The following is an 18,206-nucleotide window of genomic DNA, read 5'->3' as shown; positions in this document are numbered from 1 at the left end:
ACCTGAGGCCGCCAGCGGGCGGATTTAAACAAAATGGAACAATTGCCTCAGCCCAGCTCCACTCGGTTGCGGCCGGCATTTTTCGCCCGATACAGCGCTTGATCGGCTCTTTTCAGCACAAGATCGCTATGTTCTCCGGTTCTGAACGATGCGAGTCCCATGGAAACCGTGATGGTTACGCGCTCACCCTTGAAGTGAAACGGGCAGGCTTCAATCGCTGCGCGCAGGGTTTCCAGCAATTTTGCGCCAACCGCCGGCGGCGTTGCTGGCAGTAACAGGACAAATTCTTCGCCGCCGAAACGGGCAATGAAGTCCGAACCACGCAGGCGTTTGCGCAGTACCGTAGCGATGATTTTGAGGACTTTATCGCCGGCCAGATGACCGTAATTATCGTTGATGCGCTTGAAATGATCGAGGTCAAGCATGGCCAGGCTCAAGGTATTGCCATGCTGCTGCCATTGCTGGATTTCATGCTCGAGGCGTTCACTCCACGCCGCACGGTTGGGCAGGCCGGTCAGCGGGTCGATCAGGGCTTTCTGCCGCTGTTCCTCAAGGTGTTCGCGAAAGCCCAAGGCTTCCTGTTCCATATGCGCCACCCGCTCCGACAGGCTTTTCAGTCTGGCGGCGACTTCCTGCTCGCGGGTGTCGCGCTGCTTCTGGTGCTGGTCCATCGTTCCCAGCAGGCCTTCCAGATGATTCTCCAGCACATGCTTGAGGTCATCGAGGTCGGCCGCTTGCTGGACGCTGCTCTGCAAGCCGTCGACCTGTTCACGGATTTGAGTGTCCATGGCCCGCGCCGCCGAGCTGTTGTCGGCATGCCCTTCGCTGGCGGCTTGCAGATTGCTCTGAAACGCTTCGAGGCGTTCGTTGAGCTGCTGCAGATAGGCTTCAAATTCATGCTGGCCACTGTCGGTAATCGCCAGCATCAAGGTTGCGAGATCGTCGAGGATCGGTAACAATTCGTACCAGTTGAGACCATGTTCGAGCCGTTCGCGCATGGCTTCGGCTTGCGGCCGGTGGCGCTCGGGCAGGGTCAGGTCGTCGAGCAGGCCGATCAAGGTGTCTTCGATATGACGGGCCACGGAGCTGTAAGACGGCTCGGGCGAGTCCGGCAGGGCGAAGAGGATGTCGTGCTCGGACTGATCCGGGTCGATGGCAGCCAAGGCTTGGGCGATCGGCTCGGGCAAGGGCAGAGTGTCGAGAATCAACGGCGATGGATCGCCGGGATGGCTCAGTTCGTCCGGGTTGAATGCCTGGGCAGCGAGAGGTTGCGCAGCTGAGTCTGGCGCGGCCGGAGCGGCGGGCTCAAGCGGCATTGGCTCGGCATCGACGGTGACAACAGGCGTAGCGAACGCGACGATTTGCGCTTCGGGCGAGTCCTGTACAGGCGCCTCGACGGTCGCGGCGGGCGCAGCAATTGCAGGCTCGGCGTCTGCGATCGGTGCCATTTGCGCTGGCTCCGGTTCAGGTTGCGCGGTGGCGACCGGCTGCGGCGCTGGTGCGGCGGAAGTGTCTGCGAGCGCTGCAATGGATTCGTCAGGCTCGCGACTGCCGAAAAGACGCTGCAACAAGCCCGGCCGGCCCGGCTCGGCGGGCGTCTCCAACTGACTCAAGGCCTTGCCCTGCAAGCCACTAAGTTCGCTCAGCAGCAGCGGCATTTCCCGCGCCTGACCGACGCGGCTGTCCAGTTGTTTGGCGAATTTCTTCAGCGGCTGCGCAACTTCGCGCGGCAATGGCAGCGCTTGCAGCTGGGTGACCAGCGCGGTCAGCGCGGTGCTGACCTGATCGATACGGGTCTCACGGCGCTGCTCCGAGTCGAGCACGGCTTTTTCCAGGCGCGGCAGCAGGGCGGCGAGGCCGGCGTCCATGTCATCGGTGCGCACTACCTCGCGCATTTCCTTCATGCACTGATCGACAGCCTTGTCGGTGCCCTCGGCGGCCAGCGTGCTGCGCACCAGACCGCGTCGCAGCAGGTCGAGTCGCGCGGCCCAGCGGCGTTCGAGCTTGTCCTGCTGTTCGATACTTTTGAGGTACTTCTCTTTCCAGCGCTGGGCGTCGTCGCTCATTCACAGGTTCCGCGAGGGGCAGGGCTCAACGCGGGCAATGCGTCGGCCGTGAGCGAACCCGGCAGACGAATTTCCACCGCGACCGGCAGGTGATCGGAAATGGGCTGGGCCAGTACCTCGACCTTTTCCAAAGTCAGGGTCGGGCTGAGCAGAATATGATCAAGGCACCGCTGCGGGCGCCAGCTGGGGAAGGTCGCTTCCACCTGCGGGGCCAGCAGGCCGAGATCGCGTAACGGCGAATGTTCGAGCAAGTCGCTGGCATGGGTGTTCATGTCGCCCATCAACACTTGATGCTTGTAGCCGCTGATCAAGTCACGAATGTAGGCCAGTTGCAGGCTGCGCGTCCGCGCGCCGAGGGCCAGGTGCATCATCACCACCACCAGCGCTTGCGGACCTTCGCCGAAACGCAGCAGGATCGCGCCGCGACCTTTCGGGCCGGGCAGCGGATGATCTTCGATCGCCCACGGCTTGAGGCGACTGAGCACGCCATTGCTGTGCTGGGCCAGTCGGCCGAGGTTGCGATTGAGTTGTTGATACCAGTAGGGAAAGGCGCCGAGGTGGGCCAGGTGTTCGACCTGATTGACGTAGCCTGAGCGCAGACTTCCGCCATCGGCCTCCTGCAGAGCGACCAGATCGAAGTCGCCAAGCAGATCACCGATCTTCTGCAGATTGCCGGAACGCCCGTTGTGCGGCAGCAGATGCTGCCAGCTGCGGGTCAGGTAATGGCGATAGCGCTCGGTGCTGATGCCGACCTGGATGTTGAAACTGAGCAAGCGCAGACGCTCGTCCGCGGGCAGGCCCGTAGACGCCAGGTGATGCTCGTTGACCTGCGGATCATGCAGGCCAACGATGCGTTCGGACTTCCAGCGGCGCATGGCGAAAGCCGCGCTTAGTTGGCAGCCGCCTTGGTTGCCGCTCGCTCTTTGGCGACCAGGTCGTCAGCCAGTTTCAGTGCCTGCTCGGCACCACCGGCGGAGCCGATGTCGAAGCGGTATTTACCGTTGACGATCATGGTTGGCACGCCAGTGATTTCGTACTTCTTGGCCAGCTCGCGGGCCTTGACGATCTGACCCTTGATGGCGAACGAGTCGAAAGTGGCGAGGAACTTGTCCTTGTCCACGCCTTGAGTGGCGAGGAAGTCAGCCATGTCGTTCTTGTCGGTGAGCTTCTTGTGTTCTTTCTGAATCGCGTTGAATACCGCGTTGTGAACCTGATGTTCGACACCCATGGCTTCCAGGGTCAGGAACATTTGGCCATGAGCATCCCATGGACCACCGAACATGGCAGGGATGCGTACGAAATTGACGTCGGATGGCAGTTTTTCAACCCATGGATTGATCACCGGTTCAAAGGCGTAGCAATGCGGGCAGCCGTACCAGAACAGCTCGACCACTTCGATGTTGCCAGGCTTTGCCACCGGCACCGGATTGGCCAGTTCGACATAAGGGGCGGCAGGGGCTTCAGCGGCCTGGGCGGTGACGCCGAACAGGCTGGCAGCGACGAGTGCGGCGCTGATGATCAGATTACGCATGCTTTACTCCTGAACAATTTGGGTCGCCTCGCTCGACCTGTTTTGACACAGATCCTGGCGGGCATGAGTGCTGTAGTGTAACGGCAGCGGCCACAAAAAAGGGCGGCCTGAGCCACCCTTTTTATACTCGCTGCGAAGGATTAATCGAGCGTTAACGTGGCAGGCGTTGCGCGCCTCGTTCAACCCTCGAATCAGAGCCTCAGTGCAGGCCCTGGATGTAGCTGGAAACCGCAGCGATGTCTTCATCGCTCAGCTTGCGTGCGATGGTGCGCATGGTCATCGCGTCGCCGTCATTGGCGCGACCACCGTCTTCCTTGCGGAAGTCGGTCAGTTGCTTGGCGATGTATTGAGCGTGCTGGCCACCCAGATGCGGGAAGCCTGCTGCAGCGTTGCCGGCACCATTTGGCGAATGGCAGCCGGTGCAGGCTGGCAGACCTTTTTCCAGGTTGCCGCCACGGAACAGCGCTTCACCGCGAGCGACGATCTTTGGATCGGCGGCACCGACGCTGCCTTTCTGGCTGGCGAAGTAGGCGGAAATATCGGCCAGATCCTGATCATTCAGGTTGGTCAACAGGCCGGTCATCTCCAGCACCACGCGCTTGCCCGACTTGATGTCGTGCAATTGCTTGTCGAGGTAACGTTCACCTTGACCTGCCAGTTTCGGAAAATTCGGCGCCATGCTGTTGCCGTCCGGGCCATGGCAGGCCCCGCACACGGCAGCTTTGGCCTGGCCTGCTGCGGCATCGCCGGCAGCATGGGCGAAGCCTGAAATTCCCACGGTCAACAGCAGACTCACGATCAATTTGTTCATCAGCTAATCCAACTACGGCTAAGGGTTAAGTTATGGACCGGGCTTACTCTCGCTCATCCACAGGATGATGGCCTGGTAATCCTCGGCACTGCAGTCCATGCACAAACCACGCGGCGGCATCGCCTTGAAACCCTGGGTCACGTGTTGCACCAGCGTCCCCATACCTTTCGCCAACCTCGGCGTCCAAGCTTCCTGATCGCCTCTTTTGGGCGCCATGGGTAGTTGGCCGGAATGACAGGCACCACAAACACGGTTGTACACGGCTTCCGGATCCTGTGTAGCCTGTGCGCTATAAAGCGGCACCAAGACTCCGGCAGCCAGCAGCCATTTCGTCATAAAACGACCTTTTCAGGGTTGAGAGCGTTCTGCGTTCTAATGCGCAATCAAAGTCTGACGCTCTCGTGAACTTCATCCTTCGCTGGGACAAAGCACACACAAAATCTGCGGCATTATATACTGGCGTCACTGAAACGGAAGCGACACCGCGTTCCGCGCCCAATCCCGGCGCCGCCCACATCGGAAATCCCATGCAACTCAAGAATCCCATCCTCGGCCTGTGCCAACAGTCCACGTTCATGCTCAGTGCCGCCAAAGTCGATCAATGCCCTGACGACGAAGGCTTCGAAGTGGCGTTTGCCGGTCGTTCCAACGCCGGCAAATCCAGCGCGCTGAACACCCTGACTCATGCCAGCCTGGCGCGCACCTCGAAAACTCCGGGTCGCACACAGCTATTGAATTTCTTCAAGCTAGACGATGATCGCCGTCTGGTCGACCTGCCGGGCTACGGTTATGCAAAAGTACCGATCCCGCTCAAGCAACACTGGCAGCGCCACCTCGAGGCTTACCTCGGTGGCCGGGAGAGTTTGAAAGGTCTGATTTTGATGATGGACATCCGCCATCCAATGACCGACTTCGACCTGCTGATGCTCGACTGGGCCGTCGCTGCTGGCATGCCGATGCACATCCTGCTGACCAAAGCCGACAAGCTCACCTACGGCGCGGCAAAAAATACTCTGCTGAAAGTACAGTCGGAAATCCGCAAAGGCTGGGGCGACTCGATCACCATCCAGTTGTTCTCCGCACCAAAACGCATGGGCCTGGAAGAGGCCTACACTGTACTGGCCGACTGGATGGAACTGGCAGACAAAGGCGCCGAGGCGGCAGCCGAGTAATTCGGAATGGGGAAAAATTGGTTGTTGTGTGGCCAGGCAAGGCGAAAGTAGGGCTAAAACGGCCGGGGTCGCGCTCGACTTTAGGGAACCTAAATGAGCATTGTTAGACCTGCTTTCAACGCAGCATGGCCGCGCTACAGCCGATTTTTTGGCAAAAAAAGCCCCGGACTTCATTGGGGAGGGAGAAGTTCCGGGGTTTAAGTTCCGAACCGCTAGGGCGGGGTTCAGATATCTGCCAACACTTAACACAACATAGGAGCATCGAAGGGCTTCACCAGCCATTCAGTACCTCTGAGTGTTGGATCGGCAGATTAGTTCAGATTTTTTTCAAAAAGCTTTGGAATAGCTTCAGGCATTTATCGGTCTAAGCCCGTTCTGCGCGGCTTGCCGCGACAGCAAGTCGCGGCAACGCTGAAGTCTTAGTGCGCCTCATCCCAATTGTTGCCGACACCCACTTCCACCAGCAGCGGCACATCGAGCTTCGCCGCTTCGCTCATGTGCAGGCGAATCTCGGCGCTGACCTGCTCAACCAGATCCTCGCGAACCTCCAGCACCAGTTCATCGTGTACCTGCAGGATGACCCGCGCATCCAGCCCTGACGTCGCCAGCCAGTCGTCCACAGCGACCATGGCTTTCTTGATGATGTCCGCAGCCGTGCCCTGCATCGGCGCGTTGATCGCCGTGCGTTCTGCGGCGGCGCGTTCCTGTGGCTTGTTCGAGTTGATCTCCGGCAAGTACAGGCGACGACCGAAGAAAGTTTCGACGTAACCCTGATCGGCCGCCTGCGCGCGGGTGCGTTCCATGTATTCACGGACGCCTGGATAACGGGCGAAGTAAGTATCGATGTAGGCCTTGGCGGTCTTGGTGTCGACGCCAATGTCCTTGCCAAGCTTCTGCGCGCCCATGCCGTAGATCAGGCCGAAGTTGATCGCCTTGGCGCTGCGGCGCTGGTCCGAGGTCACTTGATCCAGCTCGACCTTGAACACTTCGGCAGCGGTTGCGGTGTGCACGTCGAGGTTGTTGCGGAAAGCGTTCATCAAGCCTTCGTCGCGGGACAGGTGCGCCATGATCCGCAATTCGATTTGCGAGTAGTCCGCCGCCAGCAGTTTGTAGCCCTTCGGCGCGACGAATGCCTGGCGAATGCGCCGGCCTTCAGCGGTGCGCACCGGGATGTTCTGCAGGTTCGGATCACTGGAGGACAGCCGCCCGGTGGAGGCCACGGCCTGATGATACGAGGTGTGAATGCGCCCGGTACGCGGGTTGATCTGCTCCGGCAAGCGATCGGTGTAGGTGCTTTTCAGCTTGCTCATCGAGCGGTGCTCCATCAGCACCTTCGGCAAGCGGTGATCGTCTTCGGCGAGTTTCGCCAGCACTTCTTCGGCGGTGGACGGCTGGCCCTTGGCGGTTTTCTTCAGCACCGGCAGGCCGAGCTTTTCATAGAGAATCACGCCCAGTTGCTTCGGCGAGCCGAGGTTGAATTCCTCACCGGCAATCTCGAAGGCTTCACGCTCCAGCGCGACCATTTTGTTGCCAAGCTCAATGCTCTGGATGCCGAGCAGTTCTGCGTCGACGAAGGCGCCCTGACGCTCGATGCGAGCCAGTACCGGCACCAGCGGCATCTCGATATCGGTCAGCACGCTGGCCAGACTCGGAATGGCATTGAGTTTTTCTACCAGCGCCTGATGCAGGCGCAGGGTGATGTCGGCGTCTTCGGCGGCGTACGGCCCGGCCTGTTCCAGCGCGATCTGGTCGAAGGTCAGCTGCTTGGCGCCTTTGCCGGCAATGTCCTGGAAGCTCACGGTGGTGTGGTCCAGGTATTTCAGCGCGAGGCTGTCCATGTCGTGGCGGGTCGCGGTGGAGTTGAGCACGTAGGACTCAAGCATCGTGTCGAAGGCGACACCGCGCACGTTGATGCCTTCACTCTGATCGCCACCGATGGCGCAGTTGGCGAGGATGTTCATGTCGAACTTGGCGTGCTGGCCGACTTTCAGCTTGTCTGGATCTTCAAGAATCGGTTTCAGCGCGCGCAACACGCTGTCGCGATCCAGCTGCTCCGGCACGCCGATGTAGGAGTGGGTCAGCGGAATGTACGCGGCTTCGTTGGCCTGCACGGCGAACGACAGGCCGACCAGTTGCGCCTGCTGCGCGTCGATACCGGTGGTTTCAGTGTCGAAGGCGATCAGTTTGGCGTTGCGCAGTTTTTCCAGCCAGACGTCGAAGCGTGCCTGATCGAGGATAGTTTCGTACGCGGCTTCAGCAGGCGCGGCGGCTGCCTCGGCTGGCGGGGCGCTGAATAGATCCTGCGCGGGCGCAGGCTCGGCTGCCGCGCTCAGTTCCAGACGCTTGGCATCGCGATCCAGATCATTGAGCCAGCTCTTGAATTCCAGCAGGGTGTACAGCTCGTACAGTTTGGCTGGGTCTTCCGGACCCATCTGCAGATCGTCGAGGCCGATATCCAGCGGCACGTCGATCTTGATGGTCGCCAACTGGTAGGAGAGGAATGCCATTTCCTTGTGCTCTTCGAGCTTGGCCGGCAGGGTCTTGGCGCCGCGAATCGGCAGGGTCGGGACGATGTCGAGGTTGGCGTACAGCTCAGTCAGGCCGCCATTGACCCCGACCAACAGACCGGACGCGGTTTTCGGGCCGATGCCGGGAACGCCCGGAATGTTGTCGGACGAATCGCCCATCAGCGCCAGATAATCGATGATCTGCTCCGGAGCGACGCCGAATTTCTCCTTCACGCCCTCCACATCCATCGAACTACCGGACATGGTGTTGACCAAGGTAATGTGGCCGTCGACCAGTTGCGCCATGTCCTTGTCACCGGTGGAGATGATCACCGGACGGTCCGCCGCCGCGCTGCTGCGGGCGAGGGTGCCGATCACGTCGTCGGCCTCGACGCCGTCCACGCACAGCAGCGGGAAACCCAGGGCGATCACGCTCTGGTGCAGCGGCTCGATCTGCACGCGCATGTCATCTGGCATGCTCGGGCGGTTGGCTTTGTATTCGGCGTACATCTCATCGCGAAATGTCCCGCCCTTGGCGTCGAACACCACGGCGAACGGGCTGTCCGGGTACTGCTTGCGCAGACTCTTGAGCATGTTGAGCACGCCTTTGACCGCACCGGTCGGCAGGCCTTTGGACGTGGTCAGTGGTGGCAGTGCATGAAAGGCGCGGTACAGGTAAGACGAACCGTCCACCAGGACGAGGGGGGCTTGGCTCATGAGCAGGATCAACCTTTTCGGCGGGTCCGGGGCTAGAATAGCGGGACCGTTGACGACAAAGGGACAAGGTTATCATGCGTACGTTAAATCGCTTGCTGCTGGTCGGGTTGATCGCTGTCTCACCACTGACCGCGATGGCGGCGGATGATGCACCGGGCGGTGACCCCGAGGTGACCATCCGCACGGAGGGCGACAAGACCATTCAGGAGTACCGTCAGAACGGGTTCCTGTATGCGATCAAGGTCACGCCCAAGGGTGCGCCGCCGTATTTTCTGGTGCGCGCCGACGGGACGGATGCGAATTTCATCCGCTCGGATCAGCCGGATATGCTGATCCCGTCATGGAAGATCTTCGAATGGAAGTAGGTTTTCAATTCACCCGGCGCCGCCGTTGCGGCGCCCGTACTGGCAGTTAAGACATGTCTGTGTTCACTCCCCTGGCTCGGCCCGAGCTGGAAACTTTTCTCGCCCCTTATGGGCTCGGCCGCCTGCTTGATTTCCAGGGGATCGCCGCCGGCAGCGAAAACACCAATTTCTTCATCAGCCTGGAGCAGGGCGAATTTGTCCTGACCCTCGTCGAGCGCGGCCCGGTGCAGGAGATGCCGTTCTTCATCGACTTGCTCGACGTGCTGCACGAAGCCGATCTGCCGGTGCCCTACGCCCTGCGCACCACGGACGGCGTCGCCTTGCGTGAACTCAAAGGCAAACCGGCATTGCTGCAACCGCGCCTGTCGGGCAAGCACATCAAGGTCGCCAACGCCCAGCATTGCGCACAGGTCGGCGAATTGCAGGCGCATCTGCATCTGGCGACTCAGGGCGAGCACATGATCAAGCGCAAGACCGATCGTGGTCTGGACTGGATGCTGGAGGAGGGTACGGAGTTTCTCTCGCACCTGAGCGTTGAGCCGCGTGCGCTGCTGCAAAGCGCGCTGGATGAAATCTCTGAGCGCAAAGACAAGATCCTCGCGCTGCCTCGGGCGAACATTCATGCCGATCTGTTTCGCGACAACGCCATGTTCGAAGGCACCCATCTGACCGGGCTGATCGACTTCTACAACGCTTGCTCGGGGCCGATGCTGTATGACGTGGCAATCGCGTTGAACGACTGGTGTTCGGATGAGGCTGGCGTAATCGATGGCCCGCGTGCCCGAGCGTTTCTCGGTGCCTACGCGGCGCTGCGCCCGTTCACGGCGGCGGAAGCCGAATTGTGGCCGACGATGCTGCGCGTCGCTTGTGTGCGGTTCTGGCTGTCACGCCTGATCGCCGCCGAGCAGTTCGCCGGGCAGGACGTGTTGATTCACGATCCGCAGGAGTTTGAGCAGCGCTTGGCGCAGCGGCAGAGGGTCAGCACCCCGTTGCCTTTTGCCCTTTAAAAGCTTCGCGAGCAAGCCCGCTCCCACATGAGGTCTGTGTCGTTCACAAATCCAATGTGGGAGCGGGCTTGCTCGCGAACGGGGCAGCGCCGGTGCTGGGGTTACAACGATTCCAGGCACCCGGCCAGGTCATTGCCGAGTTTTTCCAGCACCTGCTCGTAGCCCTGAGCCGTCGCCGGCGCATAACCACCCAAGGCATCCAGCTCGGCCAGTTTCACCGGCAAACCGGACACCAGCGTTTCCGCCAGACGCGGACGCAACGGCGGCTCGCTGAACACACAGGTCTTGCCCACTTCCTGCAAGCGCTTGCGCATCGCCGCGACGTGCTGGGCGCCCGGCTGCACCTCGGCGGCCACCGCGAAGACCCCGGCGTGCTTCAGGCCGTAGGCGTCCTCGAAATAATCAAAGGCCTCGTGAAAGACGAAGTACGGCTTGCCTTCAACATTGGCCAGACGCTTTTTCAAGCGTTGGTCCAGCGCATCCAGACGTTCATCGAACGCTTTGGCATTGCTCTGATAACGCTGGGCATTGGCCGGGTCAGCGGCGCTGAGGTCTGCGGCCATTTTGTCGGCGATCACCCGCGCGTTGACCGGTGACAGCCACAAATGCGCATCCAGCGAGCCGGGGCGATGATCGTGATCGTGTTCATCGGCCTCTTCGGAGTGGGAATGGTTGTCCGCGCCGAAATGCCGCAGCTTGAGCCCCGGCAAATCCTGCACCGCGACGCTCGGCAGACTGCGACCGCCGAGTACGCGCGGCAGGAAACCTTCCATGTCCGGGCCGATCCAGTAGAGCAGATCGACCGACTGCACCTTCCGTACGTCGGATGGGCGCAGGGCGTAATTGTGCGGCGAGGCGCCCGGCGGCAGCAGCACCTCCGGAATCGCCACGCCGTCCTGCACCGCAGCAGCAATCAACTGCAACGGCTTGATGCTGGTGAGCACTTTGACCTCGGCCTGAGCCGAACCGATCAGCAGAAAACTGGCAACAAAAGCGACAAAAACAGAAAAAAGTCGGGACACGATGACCACTCAAGGAAGCGAGAACGGGTAACATAATAACGTCTCCAGCAAATCTCGTCGCCGCTCATGCCTATTACACCGATTGCCAGCCGTCCCCACGACCACTCCCATTGCGTGCACAGCGCTTTGTCCGAGGCCGATACGTTATGCGCGCAGAAAGGCTTGCGCCTGACGGCTCTGCGCCGCCGCGTGCTGGAGCTGGTCTGGCAAAGCCACAAACCGCTGGGCGCCTATGACATCCTCGCCGTGCTCAGCGAGCAGGACGGCCGCCGCGCCGCGCCGCCCACGGTGTATCGCGCGCTGGATTTCCTGCTGGAAAACGGCCTGGTTCATCGCATCTCCTCGCTCAATGCTTTCGTCGGCTGCGTACACCCGGAGCACGCGCATCAGGGCCAGTTCCTGATCTGCCGCGAGTGCCACGCCGCTATCGAACTTGAGCAAAAAGTGATCAGCGACGCGATCATCAGCAGCGCCAAAGACGTAGGTTTCATCGTCGAAGCGCAGACCGTCGAAGTGGTTGGCCTGTGCGCCGGTTGCCAGGGGGCCTGATGAGCAACGCGCTGATCCGTCTGGAGCAGGTCGCCGTCACGTTTGCCGGGCAGACCGTGCTGGACAACATTGAGCTGAGCGTCGAGCCGGGGCAGATTGTTACGTTGATCGGCCCCAACGGCGCCGGCAAGACCACGCTGGTACGCGCCGTGCTCGGGCTGTTGAAGCCGAACAGCGGCAGCGTCTGGCGCAAGCCGAAACTGCGCGTCGGCTACATGCCGCAGAAATTGCATGTCGATCCAACCTTGCCCTTGTCAGTGCTGCGCTTTCTGCGTCTGGTGCCCGGCGTCGACCGCCCGCGGGCGTTGGCCGCGTTGAAGGAAGTCGGCGCCGAACACGTGATCGACAGCCCCGTGCAGAGCGTCTCCGGCGGTGAAATGCAGCGCGTGCTGCTGGCTCGGGCGCTGCTGCGCGAGCCTGAGCTGCTGGTGCTCGATGAGCCGGTGCAGGGCGTCGATGTGGCCGGGCAGGCCGAGCTGTACAGCCTGATTACGCGTCTGCGCGACCGCCACGGTTGCGGCGTGCTGATGGTCTCTCACGATTTGCATCTGGTGATGAGCACCACCGATCAGGTGGTCTGCCTCAACCGTCACGTCTGTTGCTCCGGGCATCCCGAGCAGGTCAGCGGCGATCCGGCATTCGTCGAGCTGTTCGGCAAGAACGCGCCGAGCCTGGCGATCTATCACCACCATCACGACCACGCCCACGATCTGCATGGTTCGGTGGTCAAGGGCCCGCTCGGCGGGCAACCTCATGTTCATGGAGACGGCTGCAAGCATGGCTGATTTTCTTTTGTATGCCCTGCTCGCAGGTCTGGCGCTGGCGCTGGTGGCTGGGCCACTCGGCTCGTTTGTGGTGTGGCGGCGCATGGCCTATTTCGGCGACACCCTGTCACACGCCGCATTGCTCGGCGTGGCGCTGGGCTTTTTGCTGGATGTCAGCCCGACGGTGGCGGTGACGGTCGGTTGCCTGCTGCTGGCGGTGTTGCTGGTGACTCTGCAACAACGCCAGCCACTGGCGTCCGACACGCTGTTGGGAATTCTTGCGCCGAGCACGCTCTCTCTCGGCCTGGTGGTACTAAGCTTCATGCATGAAGTGCGGATCGACCTGATGGCCTATCTGTTCGGCGATCTGCTGGCGATCAGTCCGGGCGACCTGGCCTGGATTCTTGGCGGCACCGCAGCGGTGCTGGTGTTGCTGGTCGCGCTGTGGCGTCCGCTGCTGGCGGTCACCGTGCACGAAGAACTGGCGCGGGTCGAAGGCCTGCCGGTGGCAGGTTTGCGCTTGGCGCTGATGCTGTTAATCGCGGTGGTGATTGCGGTGGCGATGAAAATTGTCGGCGTGCTGCTGATTACTTCGCTGCTGATCATCCCGGCGGCTGCGGCACAGCGTCACGCCCGTTCGCCAGAGCAGATGGCCCTGGGCGCGAGCCTGCTGGGCATGCTCGCAGTGTGTGGCGGGCTGGCGTTGTCGTGGTTCAAGGACACCCCGGCGGGGCCGTCTATCGTGGTGACGGCAGCCGCGCTGTTTCTGTTGAGTTTTGTTCTGCCCCGTCGTGGGGTGTAGACTTGGCCGCTTTTTGCGCAATTAGAGAGTCGCAGGAATGAAGCCGTTCGCCTCCCGTTATCTGCTCCTTGTCGCATTTTCCGTGCTGCTGGGCGCCTGCCAAAGCACGCCGCCGGTGGCTGAAGTCCCGGACGCGCGGGCTACGGCCATCGCACAGCTGGAGCAAAGCCTGGCCAGCAGCGAACTGGCCACCGCCGAAGACCAGTTGGCCGCGTTGCAGGCCGCAACCCCCAATGATCAGTCCCTTGAGCAATACCAGCGGCAGCTGGCTGAGGCGTACCTGCGCCGCAGCCAGATCGTCCTGCAGAAAGGTGATGTCAACGCTGCGGCCACCGCGCTGAGCCGTGCCCGCGCCTTGATGCCCAAGGCGCCCGCGCTGACCGGTGGGGTCAACGGTGCGATCACCGAAGCGCGCAAGGCCGAGCTGGAGAAGGCTGAAGCGGCGTTATTGGCGGCTGAAGCCAGACCAAAAGCCAAGGTCATTGACCCGACAGCCGAGAGCACCACGGTTGCGTTGAACATCGGTGATATTCACAAGTTGCAGCGACAACTCGATGCGATCGCCGCCGATGTGGTGAATTACGATTGCGCCGTCAGCATCCAGGCTCCACGGACTGCGGATTATCCGTGGTTGGCGACCTTGCTGACCAAGCGAGTCAAAAAGCTCGATCCTGATTTTGATTTGCAGATCGAGAAGCAGATCCTGCGCACAGTGCCAGCGCAGATGGTTTTAAGTCCGCGTAAACCATAAAAAGATCGTCCGAACGCGGCCCGAGCCTTCGGACGATCTTTTGCTTTTACGCTGGAATCGCCTTGGCCTTAGCCTCCCGCGCCCAGACCCGATGCTCGCCAATCGCCGCGAAGAACGGCTTGGTCAACGCCCCCACATCCGCGCCCTGCACCAACCCCGCATCCGCATCCAGCTTCAACAGGTCCTGCAATTGCTTGGCCTCGCCGTGCAGCGCGATCGCTTTCAGGTGCTTGTAGGCCTCGAGCAGGTAATGCAACGCCACGCCGTCGCCGCTCAACGCGGTAATCGACGCTGCGCCACCCGGCACGAACACCGCGTCGAAAGCGATTGATGGCATACCTTCCATCGAAGCATCCACCGGCAATGCCTTGCCGTCAGCGGCTTTGACTGGCGCCGAGGTCGGGCCGAGCAGTTTTGCGTGGGCGCCTTCGGCTTCAAGTGCTTTCTTCATTGCCTCGATGGCCGCAGCATCAACACCGTTGGCCGCGAGGATCGCCACTTTGCGCGTCTTGATATTGCCTGGCAGCAGATTGGCCTGGCTCAGCGCTGGCGATTGCTCCAGCGAAGTCTTGCGCACTTCGACCGTACCTTTGGCTGGCGCCGGCAAACCGAGGTTCTCCGCCACGCGTTTGGCCAGGGTCAAGTCGATATTGGCGAGGATCTCGTTCACTTCACGGGCACGGATGAACTCACGCTCGACCTTGCCCAGCTCGAAGCTGTAGGCAGCGATGATGTGCTCTTTCTCGTGCTCGCTCATGCTGTTGAAGAACAAGCGAGCCTGGGAGAAATGATCGCCGAACGACTCGCTGCGCTGGCGGATCTTCGCTGCGTCGATGCGCTCCGGATAGCTCTCGAAACCACCGTCCTGCGCGGCCGGCGGGGTTTCTTTCGGCCAGCCACCGTCGATCGAGTTCGGCTCATAAGAGGCACGGCCCTTGTCGATGGTGGTGCGGTGCTGCGCGTCACGCTGGCCGTTGTGGAATGGCGCCACCGGACGGTTGATCGGCAGCTCATGGAAGTTCGGCCCACCGAGTCGGCTGATCTGCGTGTCGGTATAGGAAAACAGCCGACCTTGCAGCAGCGGGTCGTTGGAGAAGTCGATGCCTGGCACGATGTGGCCCGGGCAGAAGGCGACCTGCTCGGTTTCGGCGAAGAAGTTGTCCGGGTTGCGGTTGAGGGTCATTTTGCCCAGCGGCGTGATCGGCACGATTTCTTCGGGGATGATTTTGGTCGGGTCGAGAATGTCGAAGTCGAAGTCGTGTTCGTTCTCTTCTTCGACGATCTGCACGCCGAGTTCCCATTCCGGGTAGTCGCCCATCTCGATCGCTTCCCACAGGTCGCGTCGGTGATAGTCGGTGTCTTTACCGGCGAGCTTCTGCGCCTCGTCCCACACCAGCGAGCAGGTGCCGGCGGTAGGGCGCCAGTGGAATTTGACGAAGCGTGATTTGCCCTCGGCGTTGATCAGGCGGAAGGTGTGCACGCCGAAGCCCTGCATGCTGCGCAGGCTTTTCGGAATCGCCCGGTCGGACATCGCCCAGATCACCATGTGCGCCGATTCCGGCACCAGCGAGACGAAGTCCCAGAACGTATCGTGGGCCGAGCCGCCGGTCGGGATTTCGTTGTGCGGCTCGGGTTTCACCGCGTGAACGAAGTCGGGAAACTTGATCGCGTCCTGAATGAAGAACACCGGCATGTTGTTGCCGACCAGGTCGAAGTTGCCTTCGTCGGTGAAGAATTTCACCGCAAAGCCGCGCACGTCACGCACGGTATCGCCGGAACCACGTGGTCCCTGAACTGTGGAAAAGCGCACGAACACCGGGGTTTTCTTGCCCGGATCCTGTAGGAAACCAGCCTTGGTCAGTGCTGCATGGTTCTCGTAACTCTGAAAGAAACCGTGCGCGCCGGTGCCGCGGGCATGGACGATGCGCTCTGGAATCCGCTCATGGTCAAAGTGCGTGATCTTTTCACGCATGATGAAGTCTTCCAGCAGCGACGGCCCGCGCGGCCCGGCCTTAAGGGTGTTCTGGTTGTCCGCGATCTTCACACCCTGATTGGTGCGCAGTGCCTGACCGGTAGCGTCGGAACGGAATTCTTCAAGACTCTCGAGCTTGGCGTTGGTGTTGGCGCGATCCGGGGTGTCGGTTCCGGCCATCTCGCTTTTATCGGGTGCAGGCTTTTTGATGCTCATCAGACGTAAACTCCTCGTTTGGCCCCGGATGCCTTCCGCAGACCCTTGAGTGATTCCCGGGCACGGCACCCAGGGTTTCAAGTCGCTTACTTAGTGACTGATGAGCGTTTCAGCCGTTCCGTTTATCTGACCTTTGATCGCGTTATTGCCAAATTGAAGGTTAATTGCGAAATAAATGCTAAGAACCTCTATACGGACAGGCTAAAATGCGCGCCCGGCTAACCGCTGATCCTTTTCCAACGCGCCCCACAAGGTTCGCTACGTGATCGAGTTTCAAAACGTCCACAAGACTTACCGCGTCGCCGGTAAGGATATTCCCGCGCTGCACCCGACCAGTCTCGCCATCGAGAACGGTCAGGTGTTCGGCCTGATTGGCCATTCCGGTGCGGGCAAAAGTACCCTGCTGCGTCTGATCAATCGCCTGGAAGATTGCAGTGGCGGCAAGATCATCGTCGATGGCGAAGAAGTCACCGCACTGGACGCCAACGGCCTGCGCCGTTTCCGCCAGCAGGTCGGGATGATCTTCCAGCACTTCAACCTGCTCGCCTCCAAGACTGTCGCCGACAACGTTGCCTTGCCGCTGACCCTGGCCGGTGAGCTGTCGAGCAGTGAAATCAACCAGCGCGTGGCCGAGTTGCTGGCGCGGGTCGGTCTGTCCGACCACGCGAAAAAGTACCCGGCGCAACTGTCCGGCGGCCAGAAGCAGCGCGTCGGCATCGCCCGCGCCCTGGCGACCAAGCCAAAGATTCTGCTGTGCGACGAGGCCACCAGCGCCCTCGACCCGCAGACCACCGCCTCGGTTTTGCAATTGCTGGCCGAGATCAACCGCGAACTGAAACTGACCATCGTCCTGATCACCCATGAGATGGACGTGATCCGTCGCGTCTGCGATCAGGTCGCGGTGATGGACGCCGGGGTGATCGTCGAGCAGGGTTCGGTGGCCGACGTGTTCCTGCATCCACAGCACCCGACCACCAAGCGTTTCGTGCAGGAAAGCGAGCAGATCGACGAGAGCGAGCAGCGTGACGATTTCGCCCATGTGCCGGGGCGGATCGTGCGTCTGACCTTCCAGGGCGAAGCGACCTACGCGCCGTTGCTCGGTACCGTCGCCCGGGAAACCGGCGTCGACTACAGCATCCTTGCCGGTCGCATCGACCGCATCAAAGACATTCCCTACGGGCAATTGACCCTCGCCGTCACCGGTGGCGACATGGAAGCGGCGTTCGCCCGCTTCACCGCCGCTGACGTTCACATGGAGGTATTGCGCTAATGGAAGACCTGATCAGTTTCTTCACCAATATCGACTGGTACGAAATCTGGCTGGCCACCGGCGACACGATGCTGATGCTCGGCGGTTCACTGCTGTTCACCGTGCTGCTCGGCTTGCCGCTGGGTGTGCTGCTGTTTCTTTGCAGCCCGCGCCAGTTGCTGGAAAACCGTGGTCTGTACGCGATCATGTCGCTGGCGGTGAATATCCTGCGTTCGCTGCCGTTCATCATCCTGCTGATCGTGATGATCCCGTTCACGGTGCTGATCACCGGCACTTCGCTGGGCGTGGCCGGTGCGATTCCGCCGCTGGTGGTGGGCGCTACGCCGTTCTTCGCGCGGCTGGTGGAAACCGCCTTGCGTGAGGTCGATCGCGGCATCATCGAAGCCACCCAGTCGATGGGCGCGACCACGCGGCAGATCATCATGAACGCCTTGCTGCCGGAAGCCCGTCCGGGCATCTTCGCAGCGATTACGGTGACAGCGATTACACTGGTGTCCTACACGGCGATGGCCGGTGTGGTCGGCGCCGGTGGTCTGGGCGACCTGGCGATCCGTTTCGGCTACCAGCGTTTCCAGACCGACGTGATGATCGTCACCGTTGTGCTGCTGTTGATCCTTGTGCAAGTGCTGCAAATGGTGGGCGATCGTCTGGTCGTGCATTTCTCGCGCAAATAATCGGTTCTGG

17 protein-coding genes are annotated in these 18,206 nt (G+C 61.0%); 9 read left to right on the top strand and 8 right to left on the bottom strand.

Features of this window, described 5'->3' with window-relative positions:
• Positions 1-47: 47 nt before the first annotated feature.
• The 5 genes from ACP7D9_RS00330 to ACP7D9_RS00310 all read right to left on the bottom strand — a co-directional run bounded on the left by ACP7D9_RS00330 (position 48) and on the right by ACP7D9_RS00310 (position 4,744).
• On the bottom strand, positions 48-2,066 hold the full coding sequence (locus ACP7D9_RS00330) for a GGDEF domain-containing protein (RefSeq protein WP_426154961.1): 2,019 nt from the start codon (positions 2,064-2,066) through the stop codon (positions 48-50).
• Positions 2,063-2,941: an endonuclease/exonuclease/phosphatase family protein gene (locus ACP7D9_RS00325; protein ID WP_426154959.1), complete on the bottom strand. Its 879-nt coding sequence runs from the start codon at positions 2,939-2,941 to the stop codon at positions 2,063-2,065. Before ACP7D9_RS00325 ends, ACP7D9_RS00330 begins: the two co-directional genes overlap by 4 nt.
• Positions 2,942-2,955: 14 nt before the next feature.
• On the bottom strand, positions 2,956-3,597 hold the full coding sequence (locus ACP7D9_RS00320; RefSeq protein WP_426154957.1) for a thiol:disulfide interchange protein DsbA/DsbL: 642 nt from the start codon (positions 3,595-3,597) through the stop codon (positions 2,956-2,958).
• A gap of 199 nt (positions 3,598-3,796) precedes the next feature.
• Positions 3,797-4,408 (bottom strand): c-type cytochrome, encoded by a 612-nt coding sequence (locus ACP7D9_RS00315; protein ID WP_101159668.1) that lies wholly within the window; start codon positions 4,406-4,408, stop codon positions 3,797-3,799.
• A gap of 30 nt (positions 4,409-4,438) precedes the next feature.
• Complete coding sequence (locus ACP7D9_RS00310; protein ID WP_426154955.1) at positions 4,439-4,744, bottom strand: c-type cytochrome; 306 nt, start codon at positions 4,742-4,744, stop codon at positions 4,439-4,441.
• 191 nt (positions 4,745-4,935) lie between these two features.
• On the opposite strand from ACP7D9_RS00310, the gene yihA reads away from it, so the two are divergent.
• Complete coding sequence (yihA, locus tag ACP7D9_RS00305) at positions 4,936-5,580, top strand: ribosome biogenesis GTP-binding protein YihA/YsxC (protein ID WP_039757139.1); 645 nt, start codon at positions 4,936-4,938, stop codon at positions 5,578-5,580.
• Between the two features lie 419 nt (positions 5,581-5,999).
• On the opposite strand, the gene polA is transcribed toward yihA, so the two are convergent.
• A complete protein-coding gene (gene polA, locus ACP7D9_RS00300; RefSeq protein WP_426154952.1) occupies positions 6,000-8,804 on the bottom strand; it encodes a DNA polymerase I in 2,805 nt (934 codons plus the stop codon).
• A 74-nt stretch (positions 8,805-8,878) separates the two neighbouring features.
• On the opposite strand from polA, the gene ACP7D9_RS00295 reads away from it, so the two are divergent.
• Both ACP7D9_RS00295 and ACP7D9_RS00290 read left to right on the top strand, forming a co-directional pair.
• Positions 8,879-9,169, top strand: a complete 291-nt coding sequence (locus tag ACP7D9_RS00295; protein ID WP_101159665.1) for a DUF2782 domain-containing protein — start codon at positions 8,879-8,881, stop codon at positions 9,167-9,169.
• Positions 9,170-9,222: 53 nt separating this feature from the next.
• Positions 9,223-10,176, top strand: coding sequence for a homoserine kinase (locus tag ACP7D9_RS00290; RefSeq protein ID WP_426154950.1), 954 nt, complete (start codon positions 9,223-9,225; stop codon positions 10,174-10,176).
• 101 nt (positions 10,177-10,277) lie between these two features.
• Here ACP7D9_RS00290 and ACP7D9_RS00285 read toward each other — a convergent pair whose 3' ends face one another.
• Complete coding sequence (locus ACP7D9_RS00285) at positions 10,278-11,198, bottom strand: zinc ABC transporter substrate-binding protein (protein ID WP_426154948.1); 921 nt, start codon at positions 11,196-11,198, stop codon at positions 10,278-10,280.
• A 66-nt stretch (positions 11,199-11,264) separates the two neighbouring features.
• Here ACP7D9_RS00285 and ACP7D9_RS00280 point away from each other — a divergent pair, with 66 nt between their 5' ends.
• From ACP7D9_RS00280 to ACP7D9_RS00265, 4 genes are read left to right on the top strand one after another with little or no spacing between them, the layout of a single operon-like run.
• Complete coding sequence (locus ACP7D9_RS00280) at positions 11,265-11,747, top strand: Fur family transcriptional regulator (protein WP_024014990.1); 483 nt, start codon at positions 11,265-11,267, stop codon at positions 11,745-11,747.
• The gene (znuC, locus tag ACP7D9_RS00275; RefSeq protein WP_101159662.1) at positions 11,747-12,532 is read left to right on the top strand and encodes a zinc ABC transporter ATP-binding protein ZnuC; all 786 of its coding nucleotides are present in this window, start codon (positions 11,747-11,749) and stop codon (positions 12,530-12,532) included. Before ACP7D9_RS00280 ends, znuC begins: the two co-directional genes overlap by 1 nt.
• A complete protein-coding gene (gene znuB, locus ACP7D9_RS00270; protein WP_313000483.1) occupies positions 12,525-13,313 on the top strand; it encodes a zinc ABC transporter permease subunit ZnuB in 789 nt (262 codons plus the stop codon). Before znuC ends, znuB begins: the two co-directional genes overlap by 8 nt.
• A gap of 37 nt (positions 13,314-13,350) precedes the next feature.
• Entirely contained in the window at positions 13,351-14,064 is a 714-nt protein-coding gene (locus tag ACP7D9_RS00265; protein WP_101159660.1) for a PA5502 family lipoprotein, read from the top strand.
• A gap of 46 nt (positions 14,065-14,110) precedes the next feature.
• On the opposite strand, the gene katE is transcribed toward ACP7D9_RS00265, so the two are convergent.
• Complete coding sequence (gene katE / locus ACP7D9_RS00260; protein ID WP_101159659.1) at positions 14,111-16,252, bottom strand: catalase HPII; 2,142 nt, start codon at positions 16,250-16,252, stop codon at positions 14,111-14,113.
• Positions 16,253-16,514: 262 nt separating this feature from the next.
• Between katE and ACP7D9_RS00255 the strand changes: the two genes are divergently transcribed.
• The gene (locus ACP7D9_RS00255; RefSeq protein ID WP_101159658.1) at positions 16,515-17,522 is read left to right on the top strand and encodes a methionine ABC transporter ATP-binding protein; all 1,008 of its coding nucleotides are present in this window, start codon (positions 16,515-16,517) and stop codon (positions 17,520-17,522) included.
• Positions 17,522-18,196, top strand: a complete 675-nt coding sequence (locus tag ACP7D9_RS00250; protein WP_101159657.1) for a methionine ABC transporter permease — start codon at positions 17,522-17,524, stop codon at positions 18,194-18,196. Before ACP7D9_RS00255 ends, ACP7D9_RS00250 begins: the two co-directional genes overlap by 1 nt.
• Positions 18,197-18,206: the final 10 nt, after the last annotated feature.

It is taken from the genome of Pseudomonas sp. TSRC2-2, from assembly GCF_049897785.1.
GTDB lineage: Bacteria > Pseudomonadota > Gammaproteobacteria > Pseudomonadales > Pseudomonadaceae > Aquipseudomonas.
The sequence above is the reverse complement of the archived record's forward strand: the minus strand, read 5'-3'. Positions and strand labels throughout refer to the sequence as shown.

Excerpts from the sequence above, each read along its gene's own strand:
- ACP7D9_RS00295 (WP_101159665.1), top strand. The coding sequence starts at position 8,879 with ATGCGTACGTTAAATCGCTTGCTGCTGGTCGGGTTGATCGCTGTCTCA.
- polA (WP_426154952.1), bottom strand. The coding sequence starts at position 8,804 with ATGAGCCAAGCCCCCCTCGTCCTGGTGGACGGTTCGTCTTACCTGTAC.
- ACP7D9_RS00250 (WP_101159657.1), top strand. The coding sequence starts at position 17,522 with ATGGAAGACCTGATCAGTTTCTTCACCAATATCGACTGGTACGAAATC.
- ACP7D9_RS00310 (WP_426154955.1), bottom strand. The coding sequence starts at position 4,744 with ATGACGAAATGGCTGCTGGCTGCCGGAGTCTTGGTGCCGCTTTATAGC.
- ACP7D9_RS00265 (WP_101159660.1), top strand. The coding sequence starts at position 13,351 with ATGAAGCCGTTCGCCTCCCGTTATCTGCTCCTTGTCGCATTTTCCGTG.
- znuB (WP_313000483.1), top strand. The coding sequence starts at position 12,525 with ATGGCTGATTTTCTTTTGTATGCCCTGCTCGCAGGTCTGGCGCTGGCG.
- ACP7D9_RS00315 (WP_101159668.1), bottom strand. The coding sequence starts at position 4,408 with ATGAACAAATTGATCGTGAGTCTGCTGTTGACCGTGGGAATTTCAGGC.
- znuC (WP_101159662.1), top strand. The coding sequence starts at position 11,747 with ATGAGCAACGCGCTGATCCGTCTGGAGCAGGTCGCCGTCACGTTTGCC.
- ACP7D9_RS00290 (WP_426154950.1), top strand. The coding sequence starts at position 9,223 with ATGTCTGTGTTCACTCCCCTGGCTCGGCCCGAGCTGGAAACTTTTCTC.
- ACP7D9_RS00325 (WP_426154959.1), bottom strand. The coding sequence starts at position 2,941 with ATGCGCCGCTGGAAGTCCGAACGCATCGTTGGCCTGCATGATCCGCAG.
- katE (WP_101159659.1), bottom strand. The coding sequence starts at position 16,252 with ATGAGCATCAAAAAGCCTGCACCCGATAAAAGCGAGATGGCCGGAACC.
- ACP7D9_RS00330 (WP_426154961.1), bottom strand. The coding sequence starts at position 2,066 with ATGAGCGACGACGCCCAGCGCTGGAAAGAGAAGTACCTCAAAAGTATC.
- ACP7D9_RS00320 (WP_426154957.1), bottom strand. The coding sequence starts at position 3,597 with ATGCGTAATCTGATCATCAGCGCCGCACTCGTCGCTGCCAGCCTGTTC.
- ACP7D9_RS00280 (WP_024014990.1), top strand. The coding sequence starts at position 11,265 with ATGCCTATTACACCGATTGCCAGCCGTCCCCACGACCACTCCCATTGC.
- yihA (WP_039757139.1), top strand. The coding sequence starts at position 4,936 with ATGCAACTCAAGAATCCCATCCTCGGCCTGTGCCAACAGTCCACGTTC.